Origin of the sequence: Neorhizobium sp. BT27B (genome assembly GCF_050455485.1) — a bacterium.
Lineage (GTDB): Bacteria > Pseudomonadota > Alphaproteobacteria > Rhizobiales > Rhizobiaceae > Neorhizobium.
This window is the reverse complement of the sequence record NZ_JBCIYT010000009.1, coordinates 175,944-196,625: the sequence shown is the minus strand read 5'-3', so window position 1 is coordinate 196,625 and position 20,682 is coordinate 175,944. Positions and strand designations below refer to the sequence as shown.

Here is a 20,682-nt window from a genome sequence, read left to right as displayed (position 1 = left end):
TTTGAAGGATCTATATCAGTCTTCAGAGCAGCGATTTCAAATCGGCGAGCTTGTCGTTGACGAGCCAGCCGTAATAATTTTCTTCCGGCAGGCCGCCGCGTGCTCTCAGTGCTGCAGCGCGCTGCGCTGAGCCGCCGGTATTATAAAGCGTGGCGGTGATACCAGGATTGTTGCTGATATCGACATTCGCGATCGACGAATAATCGTCGATCGAACGACGGATCGTGGCAGCCATATAGGCGAGTGACTTGTCCGGATCCATGATGGCCCGATAGACTTCGCCGGCATCGTTTTCATCCAGTTTGGAATAACCGGAATTTTTCGCAACCATGTCGGACTGCATCAATGCCGTCAGCGGATTGATCTGGCCAAGGCCAAAAGTCTGCCCGGCATAAAAGGGCTGGAAAAAGACGGCGCTGAAACGGTTGTCGGGATAGGAATTGCCACCGACGCGGTTTCCGCGAAACGTCTTGTCCCAGATGTTTTCCCGGCAGGACCAGAGACGATAGGAATCGCTGATGGCGTTGCAGCTGGCGAATTCCGGGCGGCCAACGAAGTCAGCAATGCTCTCGTCCTTGTAGCCAAACCGGAAATTGTTGCCGGCATAGGCTGCGGCTTTTACATAATAGCTCTGCAGCCGGTCATAGGCATCGACGTTGTAAGTATGTTCGCCAACGATCGCACCGACCATGTGGATCGGATCGATGCCGTATGAGCGCGCCGTCGATTTGATTTTCGAGATCAGGGCCTTGTCGGTCGCCAGAAGCTCGCGGATCTTGTCGTATTTATCGTCGAAGGTGGTGCGGCCTGCGCGGGTACGGCGGACAGATGCACCGGGAATTTTCGGCTGCTCGACGTTGCGGTTACCTGGAGGCACGACAGTATCCGCCGACGCTGTTGTCGGCATGGCCCACGCCAGCAAAGACACTGTCAGAACGAAGCCCGCAAAGGCCGATTTACCCGAGTAATATCGCAACACTGTCTCCTGCCGATCGCTCGGCGATCCTGGGCAGATCTGCGGAAGGAGCCAGCGCTTTTCAGTAAAACGCGCCCCCTTTACGTGAAAGGTGGGCGCGCTGTCGAGCTTTGAATGCTTAAAAAGCGATCACGGTTTAAAGAGTGGCGCCGGACAGTGGCCCGGCTGCCACGATATTTTTACAGAATGTAGCGAGACAGGTCGGTATCGGCAGCGATGTCGCCGACATGCTTGCGCACATACTCGGCGTCGATCGTGACCGATGTGCCGCCTTGATCAGGCGCTGCGAACGAAATCTCATCCAGCACTCGCTCCATGACGGTCTGCAGGCGACGAGCACCGATATTTTCGACCGACGAGTTCAGATGAACCGCCACATCGGCCAGCGCATCGATGGCGTCATCAGTGAACTCGAGGCTGACGTCTTCTGTGCCCATCAGCGCCTTGTACTGACGGATCAGGCTGGCTTCGGTTTCCGTCAGGATGCGGCGGAAGTCTTCTTTCACCAGCGGCCGCAGCTCGACGCGGATCGGCAGACGACCCTGCAGTTCCGGCAGCAGATCCGACGGTTTGGAGACGTGAAAGGCACCGGAGGCGATGAACAGGATGTGATCCGTCTTCACCGGGCCGTATTTGGTGGAAACCGTCGTGCCTTCGACCAGCGGCAGCAGATCGCGCTGCACGCCTTCGCGTGATACGCCGGCACCCATGCCGCCATCTCGCGCCGCGATCTTGTCGATCTCGTCGAGGAAAACGATCCCGTCATTTTCGACCGAACGCACGGCTTCGCGTTGGATGACTTCGTTGTCGATCAGCTTGTCGGACTCGTCGCGGATCAACTCGCCATAGGATTTCTGGACGGTGGTGCGCACCTTCTTGGTGCGACCGCCCATGGCCTTGCCGAACATTTCCGACAAATTGAGAACGCCGATATTGGCGCCCGGCATTCCGGGGATTTCGAAGCCGCCGGGCGCGCCAGAGCCGGCATCGGTCACCTCGATCTCGATTTCCTTGTCGTCCAGTTCACCGGAACGCAGCTTCTTGCGGAAATTGTCGCGGGTGGCAGGCGAAGCGGTGGAGCCGACCAGTGCGTCGAGCACACGTTCCTCGGCAATCATATGTGCCTTCGCCTGCACCTCGGCCCGCTTCTTTTCGCGCACGAGACCGATGCCGATCTCGACGAGATCGCGGATGATCTGCTCGACATCGCGGCCGACATAACCGACTTCGGTGAATTTTGTCGCTTCGACCTTGATGAAAGGCGCACCGGCAAGCTTTGCCAGACGACGGGAAATCTCCGTCTTGCCGACGCCAGTGGGGCCGATCATCAGGATATTCTTGGGCATGACTTCGTCGCGCAGGCCTTCTTCGAGCTGCTGGCGGCGCCAGCGGTTGCGAAGCGCGATCGCCACCGCGCGCTTGGCCTCATGTTGGCCGATAATGTAGCGATCGAGTTCGGAGACGGTTTCTCTGGGAGAAAAATTGGTCATTGTCTTCCTTTCGGCCCCCTTGTGGCACCGGCCGTTGCGGCCCGGCGCCAAGGGTCCATGACAGTTGAGATGCGCTTATTCCGCGTCGAGGCTTTCGACGATGATATTGTGGTTGGTGTAGACGCAGATATCGGCAGCGATATCGAGCGCCGTTTTTGCGATCTCCTCCGCCGACTTGTCCGAATCCATCAGCGCGCGAGCCGCGGCAAAGGCATAATTGCCGCCTGAGCCAATCGCGACGGTGCCGTGTTCAGGCTCCAGAACGTCGCCATTGCCGGTGATCGCCAGCGTGATCGACTTGTCGGCCACCAGCATCATCGCCTCGAGATGGCGCAGATACCGGTCGGTGCGCCAGTCCTTGGCGAGTTCGACGGCCGCGCGCATCAACTGGCCGGGATATTGCTCGAGTTTCTTTTCAAGGCGATCGAGAAGCGTGAAGGCATCCGCGGTGGCGCCTGCAAAACCGGCAATCACTTCACCGTCCTTGCCGATGCGGCGTACCTTGCGCGCATTCCCCTTCATGACGGTCTGGCCGAGGCTCACCTGACCGTCTCCGGCCATGATTACCTTTCCGCCTTTCCGTACCGTGATGATTGTTGTCATAGAAACACCTGTCTGCCCGCTTGGACGGGCTCTTTGAATTCGGCCTCCGATGGCCGGTTGGGTTCTATGTAAGTGGGCAAATCGCGAATGCAAATGCGACGCTTTTATCGCTCGGCCGTTCTGGATATTTCGCCGTCCCCCTGATAAGGAACCGCAACATTTCCAGTATGGAGCGTTCTATGGCCGCCGCCACAGACAGCCGAACCGCTACGGTTTCCCGCAAGACGAACGAGACGGCGATTTCCGTGTCCGTCAATCTCGACGGCACTGGCACGTCGAAGATCAGCTCGGGCATCGGCTTCTTCGACCATATGCTGGAGCAGCTCAGCCGCCATTCGCTGATCGACATGGAGATCGACGTGAAGGGCGACCTGCATATCGACGATCACCATTCGGTCGAGGATACCGGCATTGCCATCGGTCAGGCTATTTCCAAGGCACTGGGCGATCGTCGCGGTATCACCCGTTATGCTTCGCTCGATCTTGCCATGGACGAAACGATGACCAAGGCTGCCGTCGATCTCTCCGGCCGACCTTTCCTCGTCTGGAATGTCGCCTTCAGCGCGCCAAAAATCGGCACGTTCGATACCGAACTGGTACGCGAATTCTTTCAGGCACTTGCCCAGAATGCCGGTATCACCCTGCATGTGCTGAACCATTACGGTGCCAACAACCATCATATCGCCGAGACCTGCTTCAAGGCAGTGGCTCGCGTGCTGCGCACAGCGACCGAAATCGACGCGCGTCAGGCCGACCGCGTACCATCCACCAAGGGAACGCTCGTCTGATCGGGCCGAGGAGGTTTCGTGATCAGCTATACCGTTTTGACGCCGCCGGACGGACCTGACCGGGATCATGCATCGACGCTGTTCGTCGCCGATCGTTTTGTCTGGTCGGCGCTGCTTCTGCCGTGGATCTGGCTTCTCACGCAGCGCATGTGGTTTGCGGCTTTCGTGGTTTTCGTCAGCGAATGCATGGCAATTTTCATTTTGCGGCAATCGGGGCTTGGCACTGTAGGGCTTCTGGCAATCATCGCAATCCATGCACTGGTTGCGCTTGAGGGCGGCAATCTCCATATCCGCCATCTGATTGCTCGGGGCTGGAACGTGGCGGGCCAGATCACGGCACCGGATCTTGCAACGGCCGAAGAGATGTTCTTTGCCGGTCTGCCCGAACCGGTTGCCACGCCCCTGCCCTCAGCAGCCGACTGGGCCAAACCGAATTCTTCATCGACATCCGGCTGGAACGCACCTGCGCTTGGCCTTTTCGACAATACTGGAGCACGCTGATGCGCGTTGCCATCATAGACTACGGATCGGGAAACCTTCGATCCGCCACCAAGGCATTCGAGCGCGCCGCCCGCGAGGCCGGCATCGATGCCATGATCGACCTGACCGACAAGCCGGAAGCGGTGGCCTCCGCCGACCGCATCGTTTTGCCGGGCGTTGGTGCTTATGCCGATTGCCGCGCCGGCCTTGCGGCTGTCGACGGAATGCACGAGGCACTGCTCGACGTTGTGGAAAAGAAGGCACATCCCTTCCTCGGTATCTGCGTCGGCATGCAGTTGATGTCTTCACGCGGCCTCGAAAAGACTGTGACAGACGGTTTTGGCTGGATCGACGGCGATGTCGTGGAGATGACGCCCTCCGACCCAAGCTTGAAAATCCCGCAGATCGGCTGGAACACGCTCGATCTGAAAACCAGTCATCCGGTCTTCGACGGTATCCCGACAGGGCCTGACGGTCTGCATGCCTATTTCGTGCATTCCTACCATCTTGCCGCCCGCAAGGAAGATGAAGTCATCGCCACTACCAATTACGGTGGCCCGATGACCGCGTTTGTCGGTCGCGACAATATGGTCGGCTCGCAATTCCACCCGGAGAAGAGCCAGGCGCTTGGCCTTGCCCTTATTGCAAACTTCATGAAATGGGCTCCGTGATGATCCTTTTCCCGGCTATCGATCTCAAGGACGGCCAGTGCGTTCGCCTGAAACTCGGCGACATGGAACAGGCAACTGTCTACAACACCGACCCCGGCGCACAGGCCAAGGCCTTTGAAGACCAGGGGTTCGAATGGCTGCATGTGGTCGATCTCAATGGCGCCTTTGCCGGCGAGACGGTAAACGGTGATGCCGTCGATGCGATCCTGAAGGCGACCAAGAACCCGGTTCAGCTCGGCGGCGGCATCCGTACGCTCGATCATATCGAGGCATGGTTGTCGCGCGGGCTTGCCCGCGTCATCCTCGGCACCGTTGCCGTGCGTGATCCGAACCTCGTGCTTGAAGCATGCACACGTTTTCCCGGTCAGGTCGCCGTCGGTATCGATGCCAAGGGCGGCAAAGTGGCCGTCGAAGGCTGGGCGGAAGCATCCGAACTCGGCGTCATCGAGCTGGCGAAAAAATTCGAAGGCGCCGGCGTTTCGGCGATCATCTATACTGACATCGATCGCGACGGCATTCTGGCCGGTATCAACTGGGATTCCACGCTGGAGCTAGCCGATGCCGTTTCCATTCCGGTGATCGCCTCGGGTGGCCTTGCCTCCATGGACGATATCCGCCGGATGCTGGAACCGGATGCGCAAAAACTCGAAGGCGCGATTTCCGGCCGTGCGCTCTATGATGGTCGCATCAACCCGGACGAGGCCCTGGCGCTGATCCGGGCAGCCAAGGGAGAGACGGCATGACGCTCAAGGCTCGCGTTATCCCCTGTCTCGACGTCAAGGACGGCCGTGTGGTTAAGGGCGTCAATTTTGTCGACCTGATCGATGCCGGTGACCCGGTCGAAGCCGCCAAGGCCTATGACGCGGCCGGTGCCGACGAACTCTGCTTCCTCGACATCACCGCATCCTCGGACAATCGCGATACGATTTTCGATGTCGTTGCCCGCACTGCCGATCACTGTTTCATGCCGCTGACGGTCGGTGGCGGTGTTCGCGCCGTTGGCGACATCCGAAAACTGCTGCTCGCCGGTGCCGACAAGGTGTCGATCAATTCGGCAGCTGTGAACAATCCCGACTTCGTGGCCGAGGCCGCCGACAAGTTCGGTAACCAGTGCATCGTCGTTTCGATCGATGCCAAGCGCCGCCTAACGCAATCGGTCGGTGGTGATAACCGCAGCGAATGGGAAATCTATACCCATGGCGGCCGCAACGCGACCGGCATCGATGCCGTGGAGTTTGCCGCCCGCATGGTCGAACGCGGTGCCGGCGAATTGCTGGTCACATCAATGGACCGCGACGGAACCAAAGTCGGCTATGATCTGGAGCTCACCCGCGCGATCGCCGATGCGGTACGCGTGCCGGTGATTGCCTCCGGTGGTGTCGGCACATTGGACGATCTCGTTGCTGGCGTGAAGGAAGGCCATGCGACCGCCGTTCTGGCCGCTTCGATTTTCCACTTCGGCACCTATACGATCGGTGAGGCGAAGCGCTATATGGCCGATCATGGCATTGCCATGAGACTGGACTGACGGGAGGCAGACTTGGGCGAATTTTCATTGAGCGATCTGGAAAAGATCGTGGCGGAGCGCGCCTTGGCGTCTCCGGATCAATCCTGGACAGCCAAGCTCGTCGCTGTCGGCCAGACCAAGGCTGCAAAGAAGCTCGGCGAAGAGGCAATCGAAACGGTCATCGCCGCCGTGGCGCAGGACCGCAAGGAACTTGTCGGCGAAAGTGCCGACCTTCTTTATCATCTTTTGGTCGTATTGAAGATTGCCGATATCCCGTTGCAGGATGTGCTGGATGAACTCCAGCGCCGGACCAGCCAGTCCGGTCTTCAGGAAAAGGCTAGCCGTCAACCATCATGACCAGTGCGCCGCAGCCCGCCGAAGCATTTGAGGTCGGCATGACCTCGGAACGTTATTCGCCCTACCACCACTTCACAGCGGACGAGTGGGCAAAATTCCGGGCAGACACGCCCCTCACCCTCAAAGCGGAAGAGATCGCCCGGCTCCGTTCACTCGACGATCCGATCAATATCGATGAAGTCCGGCGTATCTATCTGTCGCTATCGCGCCTTCTGTCATCGCATGTCGAGGCATCGCACCTGCTTTTCCAGCAGCGGAACCGTTTTCTGAGCCTCTCGGATATCAACAAGACGCCCTTCATCATCGGTATCGCCGGATCTGTCGCTGTCGGCAAATCGACCACGGCACGTATCCTGAAGGAACTACTCGCACGCTGGCCTTCCAGCCCGAAGGTCGACCTGATCACCACAGACGGTTTTCTTTACCCCAATGCCGTGCTTCAGCGTGAAAACCTGATGGAGCGCAAAGGTTTTCCCGAAAGTTACGATGTCGGTGCCATCCTGCGTTTTCTCTCGGCAATCAAGGCCGGTGAGCCCAACGTGCCGGCACCACGCTATTCACACCTGACCTATGACGTTCTGGCCGACGAACATACGCTGGTGGATCGGCCGGACATTCTGATCTTCGAGGGTATCAATGTGCTGCAGTCGCGCACCCTACCTGCGGATGGAAAGATCATCCCGATCGTTTCCGACTTCTTCGATTTCTCGATTTATATCGACGCGGACGAGGATCAGATTCATAGCTGGTATGTCCAGCGCTTCATGAAACTGCGTGAAACCGCCTTCCGCGACCCCACATCGTTTTTCAAGAAATATGCGGCAATCGATACCAATGATGCCTTGGCCATGGCGGAAAACCTCTGGCAGAACATAAACCTGAAAAACCTGCGCCAGAATATTTTGCCCACACGCCCGCGCGCGGATCTCATCCTGCGCAAGGGGCGGGATCATTTCATCGAGACGGTTTCGCTCAGAAAGCTGTAGCCGGTACATAACCGGCTACACTTTTCACGGATTGATCCGACGCAGTGTCAGGTTGATGCGTCCGCCATTTTTTAGAAGCGTCGAGGTGCCAGGGTAAATGCGATCGACGCCGTGAAACGCCAGCCTCCCCTCTCCGCCCAGCAGAACGATATCGCCGCTCGACAGCTTGAATGACCCGGTCGGCGCTTTGCGCTCCAGTCCGCCAACCCGAAACAGGCAGGTGTTTCCGAGTGAAACGGACAGCACCGGCGCTTCGAATGCATTCTCGTCCTTGTCCTGATGCAGACCCATTTTCGCATCGTCGCTATAAAAATTGACGAGACAAGCCTCGGGCGGCTTTGAATAAGCGGCCAGCCTTTCCCACAGATCGAGAAGTTTCGGCGGCATGGCCGGCCACGGTTTTCCGGTAAACGGATGCGTTGGCTGATAGCGATAGCCGTTGTCCTTGTCCGTCACCCAACCAAGCGTTCCGCAATTGGTCATCCGCACCGACATAGGTTTTCCGGTGCCGGGCATGGTGGGCACGAACAGAGGTGCCTCAATGACGATCTGGCGGATTGCCTCGACCAGATGCTCCTGTTCGGCCCGATCCAGATAGCCTGGCAGATGCCTTATGCCCTTCATCAAGCTCGCCACGTCTGGCTCCTCACCATTGCCTCAATCGCCGTCAGGTCGACCGCGCATCTTCTTGACTTCCGATCGACCGGACTTGGCTTTCAGGCGACGTTCCACAGAACCCTTAGTGGGTTTGGTGGCCTTGCGCGGCGGCGGCGGTGGCTTGGCGGCTTCAAGGAGCAGTTCCTTCAGACGTTCCCTCGCCTCTTCGCGGTTGCGATCCTGGCTGCGCGACCGGCTGGCCTCGATCATCAACGTGCCGTCCTTGGAGACACGTCGTCCACCCAGCCGCAGCGCGTTTTCCTTCACGCGATCCGGCAGCGAGGGTGAATTGGTAATGTTGAAGAACAGTTGAACCGCCGTCGACACCTTGTTGACGTGCTGGCCGCCAGCGCCGCCCGCCAGAACGAACTGCTCTGTCAGTTCCCATCCGGCAATGGTGATGCGGTGATTGATGATAAGGGGTTCGCTAGCCATGTCTGTCTCCGCCCTTCTCTTCCCACAAACATGCCCATAAGAAAACCGCCGGTATCGAAATCGATACCGGCGGTTTCAATGTTCCACGTGAATCAGGAATTTATTCCGCGGCGATCAACATGCCTGGAGCGGCGTCGCGCACCTTGCTGTCGACATGGTCTTCGAATTTGGCAAAGTTGCTGATGAACATCGCCACCAGCTTGGCTGCCTGCTGATCGTAAGCGATGCCATCGGCCCAGGTCGAACGCGGATCGAGAATGCTGGTATCGACACCCGGGACGGCAACCGGTACCGCGAAGCCAAAGTTGGCGTCGGTGCGGAATTCGGCGCTCTTCAGGCTGCCGTTCAGGGCAGAGGTGAGCAGCGCGCGAGTCTCCTTGATCGGCATGCGACGGCCAGTGCCATAAGCGCCGCCGGTCCAACCGGTGTTGACCAGCCAGCAATCGACACCATGGCGATCGATCAGATCGCGCAGCAGATTGCCGTATTCAGTCGGATGACGCGGCATGAACGGTGCGCCGAAGCAGGTGGAGAAAGTTGCTTCCGGCTCACTGACGCCCTTTTCCGTACCGGCAACCTTGGCGGTGTAACCCGACAGGAAGTGGTACATGGCCTGTTCCGGCGTCAGCTTGGCGATCGGCGGCATGACGCCGAAAGCATCCGCGGTCAGCATGATGATCGTCTTCGGATGCGGCGCGAGGCCAGTCTTCGATGCATTCGGGATAAAATGCAGCGGATAGGCACTGCGCGTGTTTTCCGTCAGCGAATTGTCGTCGAAATTCGGCACGCGATTTTCGTCGAGCACGACGTTTTCCAGTACCGTACCGAAACGACGGGTCGCAGCGTAGATTTCCGGCTCTGCTTCGGCCGACAGCTTGATCGCCTTTGCGTAGCAGCCGCCTTCGAAGTTGAAGATGCCGTTCTCACCCCAGCCATGCTCGTCGTCGCCGATCAGTGTGCGGTTCGGATCAGCCGAAAGCGTCGTTTTGCCGGTACCGGACAGGCCGAAGAACACGGCAGAATCGCCGTCCGGGCCGACATTGGCCGAGCAATGCATCGGCATGACGCCCTTTTCAGGCAGAAGGTAGTTGAGGACGGTGAAGACCGATTTCTTGTTTTCGCCAGCATAGGACGTGCCGCCGATCAAAACCAGACCGTTGGTCAGATCGCAGGCAATCACCGTTTCCGAACGGCAGCCGTGACGTGCCGGATCGGCCTTGAAGCTCGGCAGATTGACGATCGTCAGCTTTGGCAGGAAGCTCGACAGCGTACCGCGATCCGGGCGGATCAGCAGGTTACGGATGAACAGGGCGTGCCAGGCGAATTCTGTAACGACACGTGTCGGCAATGCGTTTTCAGCATCAGCGCCACCAATCAGGTCCTGCACATAGAGATTTTTGCCGGCGGCATGGGCGAACATGTCCTTGCGCAGCAGCTCGAAATGTTCCGGCGAAAGCGGCTTGTTGTTGTCCCACCAGATCTGACTGTCGGTCTTGCTATCACGGACGACGAACTTGTCCTTCGGCGAACGACCAGTGTGCTGGCCGGTGACGGCGCGCAAGGCACCATCAATGGTCAGTTCGGCTTCCTTATTTTCAAGCGCTGCCTCGTAAAGCTGCGTCTCGATGAGGTTATAGCGGACGCTCGAAGCGCCGGAGAGGCCGATAACCTCTACTCCATTCGCCGGATTATGAAGTCCGATCTGCTCCATGTCGCGCTTTCCCTTCTTTAAAAATCGGGTTGCCAATGAAGCCGGAAACTAGTGTCAGTTTTTTAAATAGGCAATATGAAAACTGAAAAAACCAAACAAGATCAAATAATTAATCGATTTAAATAATTTTCTTCAGTTTTAAATCGGTTTGATTGCCACATAGCAAGCGTCAATTAGGTTCGCTAATGTAGGACGGATCTCACACTCTCCCTTTGACGTTGCCACAATTTGTTCCACCTTTATACTCAGAACGCGTCAACAGGGCAGCCGAACGGCGGGGGCGATTTCCAGGGAGACGCCTTCAAAATGACGACGACGGAGACCGAAAGAATGCAGACAATCGCGCTCGTGGACGACGACCGCAACATCCTCACTTCAGTGTCGATTGCACTGGAAGCAGAGGGATATCGGGTCGAAACCTACACCGACGGTGCGTCGGCGCTTGACGGTCTTCTTGCCCGTCCGCCGCAACTGGCGATCTTCGACATCAAGATGCCGCGTATGGACGGCATGGAATTGCTGCGCCGCCTGCGCCAGCGTTCCGATCTGCCGGTCATCTTCCTTACCTCCAAGGATGAGGAAATCGACGAATTGTTCGGTCTGAAGATGGGTGCGGATGATTTTATCACCAAGCCGTTTTCTCAGCGTCTTTTGGTGGAGCGCGTGAAGGCCATTCTTCGCCGCGCCGCCAACAGGGAAGCGGCGGCGGCCGGCACCGGCGGCGTCAAGACTGCTGATCAGCAGGCAGCACGCACGCTGGAACGCGGCCAGCTGGCCATGGACCAGGAACGCCACACCTGCACCTGGAAGGGTGAACCGGTTACATTGACGGTCACGGAATTCCTGATCCTGCATTCGCTGGCACAGCGCCCGGGCGTTGTGAAAAGCCGCGATGCACTGATGGATGCGGCTTATGACGAGCAGGTCTATGTCGATGACCGCACGATCGACAGCCACATCAAGCGGCTTCGCAAGAAGTTCAAGATGGTCGATAACGACTTCGACATGATCGAGACGCTTTATGGCGTCGGATACCGCTTCCGCGAAGCTGCATGATTGCGATAGGGCGCTGACCCTGTCACAACCGGCGGCGATTCGGCGGTGGAAAGGAAAAGGCCTTGGCCGACCAGGCTATGAACAAAGACATCACTGACGCGACGGAGCCGCGACAGGGAAACAGGCGACTGTGGTCGCGGCCTTTTACACTGGCCCGGCGGGTCTTTGGTCATGCCGTCTTTTCGAGCCTGACACGACGCATCCTGTTCTTCAACATCGCGGCGACGGTGGTTCTGGTCGCGGGTATTCTGTACCTCAACCAATTCCGCGAAGGGCTGATCGACGCACGTGTCGAAAGCCTGCTGACGCAGGGCGAAATCATCTCGGCTGCCGTATCGGCATCGGCATCCGTCGATACCAATTCGATCACCATCGACCCGGAAAAGCTGCTGGAACTGCAGGCCGGCCAGAGCATAACCCCTGTTCCCAATGACGAGGATCTGGATTTTCCGATCGACCCCGAGCGCGTGGCGCCGGTATTGCGCCGGCTGATCTCGCCGACTCGCACGCGCGCGCGCCTCTTCGATGCTGATGCAAACCTGCTTCTCGATTCGCGTCATCTCTATTCACGCGGCCAGGTCTTGCGGTTCGACCTGCCGCCGATCGAAAACGAAGCCCAGACCTGGAACGAATGGCTTGCCAGCCTGTTCAACCGCATGCTGCAGCCCGGCAACCTGCCGAGCTACAAGGAAGCACCGGGTGGTGACGGATCGATCTATCCCGAGGTCATGAATGCGCTGACCGGCGTGCGCGGTGCAGTCGTTCGTGTGACCGATCGTGGCGAACTCATCGTATCGGTCGCAGTCCCTGTTCAGCGCTCGCGCGCCGTGCTTGGCGTCCTGCTCCTATCCACGCAGGCCGGCGACATCGACAATATCGTTCACGCCGAGCGGCTGGCGATCATGCGCGTCTTTGGCGTCGCCACCCTCGTCAACATCCTGCTGTCGCTGCTTCTGTCGTCCACCATCGCCAATCCGCTGCGCCGGCTTTCGGCCGCAGCCATCCGTGTGCGCCGGGGTGCCAAGCAACGTGAGGAAATCCCCGATTTCTCTGCCCGCCAGGACGAAATCGGCAACCTCTCGATTGCACTTCGCGACATGACGAATGCGCTCTACGACCGTATTGCCGCTATCGAAAGTTTTGCAGCCGATGTCAGTCACGAGTTGAAGAACCCGCTGACGTCGCTGCGCAGTGCTGTCGAAACCTTACCGCTTGCCAAAAGCGAAGAATCCAAACAGCGACTCACGAACATCATCTTCCACGATGTGCGCCGCCTCGACAGGCTGATCAGCGATATTTCCGACGCTTCGCGACTGGATGCAGAACTGGCGCGTTCGGATTCGGCACCGGTCGATATGGAGGCCCTGGTCGGCAACCTTGTCGATATCTCGCTGCAGATCCGCAATGGTCGAAAAGTTGTCGAAATCGCGCTCAGCGTCGATCGCAAGACCGATGTGAAATCCGAGTTCGTTGTTCAGGGCCACGATCTGCGGCTCGGACAGATCGTCACCAATCTCATCGAGAACGCGCGCTCCTTCGTTCCGGAGAAGAGCGGAAAGATCAAGGTTCATCTGTTCAACAGCAAGGGTCGCTGCATCGTCCATATCGATGACAATGGTCCCGGTATCCAGGCCGAAGATATCGACCGCATCTTCGAACGTTTTTACACGGATCGCCCGGAAGGGGAGAGTTTCGGGCAAAATTCGGGTCTCGGCCTTTCCATCAGCCGGCAGATTGCCGAAGCGCATGGCGGCACCTTGCGCGCGGAAAACCTGATAGACGGCAAAACCGGCACGGCAACAGGCGCCCGCTTCATTCTATCATTGCCGCCTGGCCAGCAGCAGTAAGGTATCCGGGGCCCATGACCTTGCTGTCCAATCTCCATGCAACGGCAATCGTGATTGGAACTCGAGGCATTCTCTTTCTCGGGCCATCCGGTGCCGGTAAATCAATGCTGGCCTTGGCCTGCATTGACGCCGCTCGACAGGCGGGACAGTTTTCTGCGCTTATCGCAGACGATCAGGTTTTTCTCGAAAATGCCAATGGGTGCACCATCGTCAAACGGCCGCCGGCGACAGCGGGCCTGCTCGAGATCCGCCACAGTGGCATCGTATCGCTTGCCAGCGTCGATGCTGCTGTCTTGCATATGGCGGTCAGGATTGTAGAGCGAAACGATGCTGAACGCATGCCACCGGCTTTCGAAACCTATAGCCTTCCGTCCGGTCTCGAATTGCCATTGATCCGTGTTGCAGCCGACGCGCTGGCGCCACTGGCCGTGCTCGCTGCGCTCGCGCCTGATTTTGCTCGTTGATTGGTCTTCCTGACCAATTTTCATTTTTAGCTTGCACTTCCGTCTCACATATAGAAGATGGCTCACCACCGCGATGGCACTTGTTGCAGCGCGAATATAGCCTGCGTTCATGTCTTCCAAGGGGTCATTTCATGATCGGACTTGTGCTTGTCACCCATGGCAAGCTGGCTGAAGAGTTTCGTCATGCAGTGGAGCATGTCGTTGGTCCTCAGAAATATATCGAAACGATATGCATCGGCCCGGAAGACGATATGGACCAACGCCGGCAAGACATTGTCGATGCCGTTGAGCGTGCAGATGATGGTCATGGCGTCATCATCCTGACCGATATGTTCGGCGGCACGCCGTCCAATCTTTCCATCTCGGTCATGAGCAGCGGCAAGACCGAGGTCATTGCCGGCGTCAATCTGCCGATGCTGATCAAATTGGCCGGTATTCGCGCCGAGAACGACATGCAGAAGGCTCTGGTGGAAGCTTCAGAGGCGGGCCGAAAATACATCAACGTGGCCAGCCGCGTTTTGAGCGGCAAGTGAGGCCATACTTATGTTTTCCCGCGAACTCCTGATTATCAACAAGCGCGGGCTCCATGCTCGTGCCTCGGCCAAGTTCGTGCAGACCGTTGAAGGCTTTAATGCGCAGGTCAGCGTCAGCAAGGACGGCATGACGGTTGGCGGCACATCGATCATGGGCCTGATGATGCTGGCCGCCAGCCCCGGCTGCAGCATTTCCGTCACCACGTCCGGCGAACAGGCCGAAGCGGTGCTCGAAGCACTTGACCAACTGGTCTCGAACAAGTTCGGCGAAGAGGCCTGACACAACAGATAAAGATATAAAGACTTCTTTATGTCTTGTTGCCAGCAAGCCATAAGCCTGCTACATCCCAGCGCTAATATCCGTCCGCTATGGGCGGAGTTTACGGCTCTTCCAATGGAAGAGTGCCATCTTTGAGCTGGAGATCCTTCATGACCACTGAGAAAGACTATATCGTCGCCGACATTTCGCTGGCGGATTACGGCCGCAAGGAACTCGATATCGCCGAAACCGAAATGCCGGGCCTGATGTCCTGCCGCAGCGAATTCGGCGAATCCAAGCCGCTGAAGGGCGCCCGTATCTCGGGATCGTTGCACATGACGATCCAGACCGCAGTTCTGATCGAAACCCTGCAGGTTCTCGGCGCCGAAATTCGCTGGGCATCCTGCAACATTTTCTCGACCCAGGACCACGCTGCCGCAGCGATCGCTGCCGCCGGCATCCCGGTCTTCGCCGTCAAGGGCGAATCCCTGACCGAGTACTGGGAATACACCGACAAGATCTTCCAGTGGGCCGATGGCGGCCTTTCCAACATGATCCTCGATGATGGCGGCGATGCCACCATGTACATCCTGCTCGGCGCCCGCGCCGAAGCCGGCGAGGACGTTCTTTCGAACCCGACCTCGGAAGAAGAAGAAATCCTCATCGCGCAGATCAAGAAGCGCCTTGCTGCAACGCCAGGCTGGTTCACAAAGCAGCGCGATGCCATCAAGGGCGTCACCGAAGAGACCACTACGGGCGTTCATCGCCTGTACGAACTGGCCAAGAAGGGCCTGCTGCCCTTCCCGGCAATCAACGTCAACGATAGCGTCACCAAGTCGAAGTTCGACAACAAGTACGGCTGCAAGGAATCGCTGGTCGACGGTATCCGTCGCGGCACCGACGTGATGATGGCCGGCAAGGTTGCCGTCGTCTGCGGTTACGGCGACGTCGGCAAGGGTTCGGCTGCATCGCTTCAGGGCGCTGGCGCTCGCGTCAAGGTCACGGAAGTCGACCCGATCTGCGCACTTCAGGCTGCCATGGACGGTTTTGAAGTCGTCATTCTCGAAGACGTCGTGTCTTCGGCTGACATCTTCATCACCACGACCGGCAACAAGGACGTCATCCGCATCGATCACATGCGTGCGATGAAGGACATGGCGATCGTTGGCAATATCGGCCACTTCGACAACGAGATCCAGGTAGCGGCTCTCAAGAACCTCAAGTGGACGAACGTCAAGCCGCAGGTCGACCTGGTCGAGTTCCCCGGTGGCAACCGCATCCTTCTCCTGTCGGAAGGCCGCCTGCTCAACCTCGGCAACGCCACCGGCCATCCGTCCTTCGTGATGTCGGCTTCGTTCACCAACCAGACGCTGGCCCAGATCGAGCTCTTCACCAAGCCCGGCACCTACAAGAACGAGGTCTACATCCTGCCGAAGCACCTCGACGAGAAGGTCGCGCGCCTTCATCTCGAAAAGCTCGGCGTCAAGCTGACCGAGCTTCTTCCTGAACAGGCTGCCTATATCGGTGTATCGCAGCAGGGTCCGTTCAAGGCTGAACACTACCGCTACTAATATTTAGCCGGTTCATCCACAACATATAGGGCCGCAGGCGTTGACAAATGCCTGCGGCCTATTTTTTCGCACTAAGCTTCCCGCTGAATCCGGAAACAAGTATTGTTGTAAGACTTGATTCGCGCCCTTTTTTGCGTGGCGTGGGCTGGAATGTCTTGTCATCGATGCGGCACATGGACGGAGACAAGCCGGAATGGCGGTTGAAAATATGGTCTTGCCTCGGCAGGCCGAAGTGAATGTCGAAGGCGACGAGGCCCCGACAAAAACAGCTCTATGCCAGCAGATGGCGACAGAACGTGACACCGCTCCGCGGGGTCTGCGTCGTCTTGTGCGTTGGGCAGCAGCTGCCCTTTCGGGTACGGCTCTTTCGGGCTTTGCCAGTGCAGCCTTTGCACAGGAAGCCGGCCTTGAGGCAGGCAGATTCCTTTCGTCGTCCGAGATCATCGTCCCGTCGCTGACCATCGGCGCCCTGGCGGCCGCTCTTCTGTCGACCATCTGGCTCGTTCGCCAGAAAGGCAATATCGAAGCCGAAAGCCGGGATGTACGCAGCGCGCTTTCCGACGCGCAGCAGAAAATCTCCAAATACGAAGCCCTGATTGCCGAAAAGAACCGGCGGATCGTCATCTGGGAAGCAGGCCCCGGCCGGCCGGAATTTCTCGGTCAGCTTCCCGTCGAGACCGGCGCACCGGCAGAAAATCGCGACTTTCTGGCTTTCGGACGATGGTTGAGCACGACCTCCGCCCCTGAACTGGAACGCGCCATCGAAGCACTTCGCAGCGACGCGCGCAGCTTCGACATGGTGGTCGAAACGTTCCGCAACGAGATTCTGGAAGTGCAAGGCCGCGTTTCCGGAGGCAAGGCCTTCGTACGCTTCATCGCGCTGAACAACCTGCGCGCCGAACTGGCGGAACTGAAAATAGAGCGCGAACGACTGTCGAGTTCGATGCTTCTGTTCCAATCGCTTCTGGATAGCCTTGAGCAACCGGTGTGGAGACGCGACAGCGAAGGTAACCTGACCTGGGTCAATCATGCCTACAGCGAAGCAGTGGAAACCGCTTCTCCTACGGCAGCTGTTCAGGAAAGCCATGAGTTCCTCGGCACAATTGCGCGTGAAAAAATCCGCGCCACCGCGACGGCAGCAACACCCTTCCATGACCGTCTGTCGACTGTCGTGCGCGGCAATCGTACGATCTTCGATATTTCCAATGTCGTCGGCCCTGGCGGTTCAGCGGGCATGGCGATCGACGTCTCTGAAGCGGAAACCATTCGAGACGAGTTGAAGCGCACGCTCAAGAGCCATGCCGAAACGCTTGACCATCTGGCAACGCCAGTGGCAATCTTCGACGGCGAACAGAGGCTGCAATTCTATAATCAGGCATTCGTCCGCTTGTGGGATTTCGAACTCGGCTTCCTTGAAAGCCGGCCCGGCAATGCCGAGATGCTGGATCGTTTGCGCAGCCAGAACAAGCTTCCCGAGCAGCTGAACTGGCGCAACTGGAAGGAATCCGTTCTTTCCGTCTATCGTTCTCTCGATACACAATCCGATCGCTGGCACCTGCCGAACGGCCAGACCTTGCAGGTCATCGCCACCGCGCATCCGCAGGGCGGGGCAACTTGGGTGTTTGAAAACCTGACCGAACAGATGGACCTCGAAACCCGCTACAACACGCTGGTGAAGGTTCAGGGCGAAACCATCGATCATCTTTCCGAAGGCGTTGCGGTTTTCGGCCCGGACGGCCGCATTCGTCTGTCCAATCCGGCATTCCGGGTACTTTGGAACGTGACCGAGGAGCAGGCCAAGCCGGGCACGCATATACGTGCCATCGAGGCTGCCTGCGCCTACGAGTATGAAAAGCCGGATGGCTGGCGCCATTTTGGTCAGATGCTGACCAATTTCGACGACGAGAGACCTTCCCTGCAGGGCACATTCGAACTGCATTCGGGGCTTGTTCTCGATTATGCCGTTATTCCGCTGCCGAACGCGCAGACCATGCTGACCTTCGTCAACCGCACCGACAGCGCATTGGCAGAACGGGCACTGAAGGAAAAGAACGAGGCGCTTCGCAAGGCAGATGAGCTGAAGAACGATTTTGTTCAGCACGTCTCCTACGAACTTCGTTCTCCACTGACCAACATCATCGGCTTCACGGACCTGCTCAAGACGCCGGGTCTCGGTGATCTGAATGATCGTCAGGCAGAATATGTCGATCACATTTCGACCTCCTCTTCGATCCTGCTGACGATCGTCAACGACATTCTCGACTTGGCAACCGTCGATGCCGGCATCATGCAGTTGAACTACAACGAGACCGATATCGACGAACTGCTCGATGACGTTTCGCTGCAGATCGCCAATCGTCTCCAAGAAAACAACGTCACGCTTGAAATCAACGCCCCGACAGGTCTGGGTGCGATCGTTGCGGACCAGCAGCGCCTGAAGCAGATCTTGATCAAGCTGATCACCAACGCGACGAATTTTGCACCGGATGGATCGATCATCACGCTGAATTGCTGGCGTCAGAGCGAAGATTTCTACTTCTCCGTCGCCGATCAAGGCCCGGGGATTCCCGAGGACATGCTGAAGACGGTGTTCGACCGTTTCTCCTCCAGCAACAAGGGTGGCAAGCGCAGCGGCGCGGGTCTTGGCCTTTCGATCGTTGAAAGCTTCGTGACCCTGCACCACGGCGATGTCCGCATCGAAAGTGGCCCGAGCCAGGGAACAACTGTGACCTGCCGCATCCCGAGCGCGCTGAACGCCCGCTCTGTCGCCGCCGAATGAACGGGAAAACCGTCTTCACAATCGAGCTGGAGGACGATGCCGCCACGGCCCGTCTCGGCGAAGATTTGGCGATGGCCTTGAAAGCAGGAGATTGCCTGGCATTGTCGGGCGATCTCGGTGCCGGAAAATCAACACTCGCCAGAGCTTTTCTGCGCGCCTTAGCAGATGACGAAGCGCTTGAGGTTCCGAGCCCGACTTTTACGCTGGTTCAGACCTATCCGCTTCGCATCCCTGTCGCGCATTTCGATCTCTATCGTCTGGCCGACAGTTCGGAACTCGATGAGCTTGGTTTCGACGAAGCGCTTGCGGACGGGATCTGTATCGTCGAATGGCCAGAAGTGGCCGAAGGCGCTTTGCCACGCGACCGCATCCTTTTAGCACTCCAGCACCAGGCCTCAGGGCGATTGGCGACGATAACCGCAGCGGGGTCTCAGGCGGATCGCATTTCCCGGACGCTTTCCATTCGCGCCTTCCTTGATCACAATCACTACATCGGCAGCCAACGACGCTTTTTGACAGGCGATGCTTCCGTCATGCGTGGTTATGAGCGCATTCATCCGGTCGATGGGAAATCCATCATCCTCATGGATTGGCCCGTGCGCCCGGAGGGACCGCCCGTCCTCGACGGCAAGCCATATCCGAAGGTCGCCCATATTGCAGAAAACGTCGAACCTTTCGTCGCAATTGCCGGCTATCTGCGGGACAACGGGCTGACGGCACCGGAAATCTATATTGCCGACTATGAAGCCGGTTTTCTCCTGATCGAAAATCTCGGCCCGGACGGCGTACTTGACGCTGAAGGACGGCCGATCGCAGATCGATATCGGGAAAGCGTCGCCGCTCTCGCTTACCTGCACGGACAAGCGCCACAGCAGGATATCGCCTTCGATGGCAATCGCATCCATCATGTCCCGGATTTCGACCCGGTGGCAATGAAGATGGAAACGCGCCTTCTGCTCGATTGGCACCTGCCATGGAAAAACGGCAGCACGGCCAGCGAGGAACAGCGCGAAACCTATCTGGCAATCTGGGATGATTTGATCGCCGACCTCTCCGGCTGCGAGATCCATCTTCTGCTGCGCGATTTCCACTCGCCCAATATCATCTGGCAGGAGCAGGCTGAAAACATCCGTAAAGTCGGTATCATCGACTTTCAGGACGCTATGATGGGGCCAACAGCGTATGATGTTGCATCATTGGTGCAGGATGCCCGCGTGACCATCGGGCCTGCTCTGGCAAACATGCTGATGGCCGATTATCTTCGCCTTCGACATACGCAGGGCGGCTTTGACGAACAGAGCTTTCTCAAAGCCTGGGCAATCATGTCCGCACAGCGCAATTGCAAGCTGGCCGGTCTTTGGGTGCGGTTGATGCAACGGGACGGCAAGCCCGGCTACATGCAGCATATGCCACGTACACTCAGCTATCTCTCCACCGCCCTTCAGCACGAAGCGCTTGCCCCCTTGCGCGAATGGTGCAGGCAGGCTGGAATGGGTTTGAGCGAAACCTGAA

The 20,682-nt window shown here is 58.0% G+C and carries 21 protein-coding genes; 15 read left to right on the top strand and 6 right to left on the bottom strand.

All coding sequences use genetic code 11. The annotated features are described in order from the left end of the window. Nucleotides 1-22 precede the first annotated feature (22 nt). From AAIH70_RS23045 to hslV, 3 genes are all read right to left on the bottom strand, one after another. On the bottom strand, nt 23-907 hold the full coding sequence (locus AAIH70_RS23045; RefSeq protein ID WP_132278507.1) for a DUF1402 family protein: 885 nt from the start codon (nt 905-907) through the stop codon (nt 23-25). A gap of 248 nt (nt 908-1,155) precedes the next feature. Beyond that, complete coding sequence (gene hslU, locus AAIH70_RS23040; protein ID WP_430035776.1) at nt 1,156-2,466, bottom strand: ATP-dependent protease ATPase subunit HslU; 1,311 nt, start codon at nt 2,464-2,466, stop codon at nt 1,156-1,158. Between the two features lie 75 nt (nt 2,467-2,541). Continuing rightward, the gene (gene hslV / locus AAIH70_RS23035; RefSeq protein ID WP_132278511.1) at nt 2,542-3,069 is read right to left on the bottom strand and encodes an ATP-dependent protease subunit HslV; all 528 of its coding nucleotides are present in this window, start codon (nt 3,067-3,069) and stop codon (nt 2,542-2,544) included. Between the two features lie 179 nt (nt 3,070-3,248). Here hslV and hisB point away from each other — a divergent pair, with 179 nt between their 5' ends. The 7 genes from hisB to coaA are packed head-to-tail and all read left to right on the top strand — an operon-like array spanning nt 3,249 to nt 7,858. Then, on the top strand, nt 3,249-3,857 hold the full coding sequence (gene hisB, locus AAIH70_RS23030) for an imidazoleglycerol-phosphate dehydratase HisB (RefSeq protein WP_132278513.1): 609 nt from the start codon (nt 3,249-3,251) through the stop codon (nt 3,855-3,857). Between the two features lie 18 nt (nt 3,858-3,875). Then, complete coding sequence (locus AAIH70_RS23025) at nt 3,876-4,358, top strand: DUF2628 domain-containing protein (protein WP_132278515.1); 483 nt, start codon at nt 3,876-3,878, stop codon at nt 4,356-4,358. After that, entirely contained in the window at nt 4,358-5,008 is a 651-nt protein-coding gene (hisH, locus tag AAIH70_RS23020; protein ID WP_132278517.1) for an imidazole glycerol phosphate synthase subunit HisH, read from the top strand. The genes AAIH70_RS23025 and hisH overlap by 1 nt, the downstream gene beginning before the upstream one ends. After that, nucleotides 5,008-5,751 carry a 1-(5-phosphoribosyl)-5-[(5-phosphoribosylamino)methylideneamino]imidazole-4-carboxamide isomerase gene (gene hisA / locus AAIH70_RS23015; RefSeq protein ID WP_132278866.1) on the top strand — a complete coding sequence of 248 codons (744 nt, stop codon included), beginning with the start codon at nt 5,008-5,010 and terminating at the stop codon, nt 5,749-5,751. The genes hisH and hisA overlap by 1 nt, the downstream gene beginning before the upstream one ends. Then, nucleotides 5,748-6,536, top strand: a complete 789-nt coding sequence (gene hisF / locus AAIH70_RS23010; protein WP_112730486.1) for an imidazole glycerol phosphate synthase subunit HisF — start codon at nt 5,748-5,750, stop codon at nt 6,534-6,536. The genes hisA and hisF overlap by 4 nt, the downstream gene beginning before the upstream one ends. Nucleotides 6,537-6,548: 12 nt before the next feature. Continuing rightward, nucleotides 6,549-6,872 (top strand): phosphoribosyl-ATP diphosphatase, encoded by a 324-nt coding sequence (locus AAIH70_RS23005; protein ID WP_132278519.1) that lies wholly within the window; start codon nt 6,549-6,551, stop codon nt 6,870-6,872. After that, nucleotides 6,869-7,858 (top strand): type I pantothenate kinase, encoded by a 990-nt coding sequence (coaA, locus tag AAIH70_RS23000; protein ID WP_132278521.1) that lies wholly within the window; start codon nt 6,869-6,871, stop codon nt 7,856-7,858. The genes AAIH70_RS23005 and coaA overlap by 4 nt, the downstream gene beginning before the upstream one ends. Nucleotides 7,859-7,882: 24 nt before the next feature. Here coaA and AAIH70_RS22995 read toward each other — a convergent pair whose 3' ends face one another. The 3 genes from AAIH70_RS22995 to AAIH70_RS22985 form a co-directional block, all read right to left on the bottom strand. Beyond that, complete coding sequence (locus AAIH70_RS22995) at nt 7,883-8,482, bottom strand: alpha-ketoglutarate-dependent dioxygenase AlkB family protein (protein ID WP_132278870.1); 600 nt, start codon at nt 8,480-8,482, stop codon at nt 7,883-7,885. A 33-nt stretch (nt 8,483-8,515) separates the two neighbouring features. Next, complete coding sequence (gene arfB, locus AAIH70_RS22990) at nt 8,516-8,950, bottom strand: alternative ribosome rescue aminoacyl-tRNA hydrolase ArfB (protein ID WP_132278523.1); 435 nt, start codon at nt 8,948-8,950, stop codon at nt 8,516-8,518. A gap of 100 nt (nt 8,951-9,050) precedes the next feature. Then, complete coding sequence (locus tag AAIH70_RS22985) at nt 9,051-10,661, bottom strand: phosphoenolpyruvate carboxykinase (RefSeq protein WP_132278525.1); 1,611 nt, start codon at nt 10,659-10,661, stop codon at nt 9,051-9,053. 330 nt (nt 10,662-10,991) lie between these two features. Between AAIH70_RS22985 and AAIH70_RS22980 the strand changes: the two genes are divergently transcribed. From AAIH70_RS22980 to tsaE, 8 genes are all read left to right on the top strand, one after another. Further along, entirely contained in the window at nt 10,992-11,717 is a 726-nt protein-coding gene (locus AAIH70_RS22980) for a response regulator transcription factor (RefSeq protein ID WP_132278527.1), read from the top strand. 77 nt (nt 11,718-11,794) lie between these two features. Further along, complete coding sequence (locus AAIH70_RS22975; RefSeq protein WP_430035790.1) at nt 11,795-13,564, top strand: stimulus-sensing domain-containing protein; 1,770 nt, start codon at nt 11,795-11,797, stop codon at nt 13,562-13,564. A gap of 14 nt (nt 13,565-13,578) precedes the next feature. Continuing rightward, nucleotides 13,579-14,028, top strand: coding sequence for an HPr kinase/phosphorylase (locus AAIH70_RS22970; protein WP_132278529.1), 450 nt, complete (start codon nt 13,579-13,581; stop codon nt 14,026-14,028). A gap of 131 nt (nt 14,029-14,159) precedes the next feature. Further along, complete coding sequence (locus AAIH70_RS22965; protein ID WP_132278531.1) at nt 14,160-14,561, top strand: PTS sugar transporter subunit IIA; 402 nt, start codon at nt 14,160-14,162, stop codon at nt 14,559-14,561. 4 nt (nt 14,562-14,565) lie between these two features. Further along, on the top strand, nt 14,566-14,841 hold the full coding sequence (locus AAIH70_RS22960) for an HPr family phosphocarrier protein (RefSeq protein ID WP_132278533.1): 276 nt from the start codon (nt 14,566-14,568) through the stop codon (nt 14,839-14,841). A 149-nt stretch (nt 14,842-14,990) separates the two neighbouring features. Beyond that, nucleotides 14,991-16,391, top strand: coding sequence for an adenosylhomocysteinase (gene ahcY / locus AAIH70_RS22955; protein ID WP_132278535.1), 1,401 nt, complete (start codon nt 14,991-14,993; stop codon nt 16,389-16,391). 193 nt (nt 16,392-16,584) lie between these two features. Further along, nucleotides 16,585-19,170, top strand: coding sequence for a PAS domain-containing sensor histidine kinase (locus AAIH70_RS22950; RefSeq protein WP_132278537.1), 2,586 nt, complete (start codon nt 16,585-16,587; stop codon nt 19,168-19,170). After that, nucleotides 19,167-20,681, top strand: coding sequence for a tRNA (adenosine(37)-N6)-threonylcarbamoyltransferase complex ATPase subunit type 1 TsaE (gene tsaE / locus AAIH70_RS22945; protein WP_132278539.1), 1,515 nt, complete (start codon nt 19,167-19,169; stop codon nt 20,679-20,681). The genes AAIH70_RS22950 and tsaE overlap by 4 nt, the downstream gene beginning before the upstream one ends. The last annotated feature ends 1 nt before the right edge of the window (nt 20,682 follow it).

Excerpts from the sequence above, each read along its gene's own strand:
- hisA (WP_132278866.1), top strand. The coding sequence starts at position 5,008 with ATGATCCTTTTCCCGGCTATCGATCTCAAGGACGGCCAGTGCGTTCGC.
- ahcY (WP_132278535.1), top strand. The coding sequence starts at position 14,991 with ATGACCACTGAGAAAGACTATATCGTCGCCGACATTTCGCTGGCGGAT.
- AAIH70_RS22950 (WP_132278537.1), top strand. The coding sequence starts at position 16,585 with ATGGCGGTTGAAAATATGGTCTTGCCTCGGCAGGCCGAAGTGAATGTC.
- AAIH70_RS22975 (WP_430035790.1), top strand. The coding sequence starts at position 11,795 with ATGAACAAAGACATCACTGACGCGACGGAGCCGCGACAGGGAAACAGG.
- AAIH70_RS23045 (WP_132278507.1), bottom strand. The coding sequence starts at position 907 with ATGCCGACAACAGCGTCGGCGGATACTGTCGTGCCTCCAGGTAACCGC.
- AAIH70_RS22985 (WP_132278525.1), bottom strand. The coding sequence starts at position 10,661 with ATGGAGCAGATCGGACTTCATAATCCGGCGAATGGAGTAGAGGTTATC.
- arfB (WP_132278523.1), bottom strand. The coding sequence starts at position 8,950 with ATGGCTAGCGAACCCCTTATCATCAATCACCGCATCACCATTGCCGGA.
- hisB (WP_132278513.1), top strand. The coding sequence starts at position 3,249 with ATGGCCGCCGCCACAGACAGCCGAACCGCTACGGTTTCCCGCAAGACG.
- hisH (WP_132278517.1), top strand. The coding sequence starts at position 4,358 with ATGCGCGTTGCCATCATAGACTACGGATCGGGAAACCTTCGATCCGCC.
- coaA (WP_132278521.1), top strand. The coding sequence starts at position 6,869 with ATGACCAGTGCGCCGCAGCCCGCCGAAGCATTTGAGGTCGGCATGACC.
- hslV (WP_132278511.1), bottom strand. The coding sequence starts at position 3,069 with ATGACAACAATCATCACGGTACGGAAAGGCGGAAAGGTAATCATGGCC.
- AAIH70_RS22965 (WP_132278531.1), top strand. The coding sequence starts at position 14,160 with ATGATCGGACTTGTGCTTGTCACCCATGGCAAGCTGGCTGAAGAGTTT.
- AAIH70_RS22970 (WP_132278529.1), top strand. The coding sequence starts at position 13,579 with ATGACCTTGCTGTCCAATCTCCATGCAACGGCAATCGTGATTGGAACT.
- hisF (WP_112730486.1), top strand. The coding sequence starts at position 5,748 with ATGACGCTCAAGGCTCGCGTTATCCCCTGTCTCGACGTCAAGGACGGC.
- AAIH70_RS22980 (WP_132278527.1), top strand. The coding sequence starts at position 10,992 with ATGCAGACAATCGCGCTCGTGGACGACGACCGCAACATCCTCACTTCA.
- AAIH70_RS22995 (WP_132278870.1), bottom strand. The coding sequence starts at position 8,482 with ATGAAGGGCATAAGGCATCTGCCAGGCTATCTGGATCGGGCCGAACAG.
- hslU (WP_430035776.1), bottom strand. The coding sequence starts at position 2,466 with ATGACCAATTTTTCTCCCAGAGAAACCGTCTCCGAACTCGATCGCTAC.
- tsaE (WP_132278539.1), top strand. The coding sequence starts at position 19,167 with ATGAACGGGAAAACCGTCTTCACAATCGAGCTGGAGGACGATGCCGCC.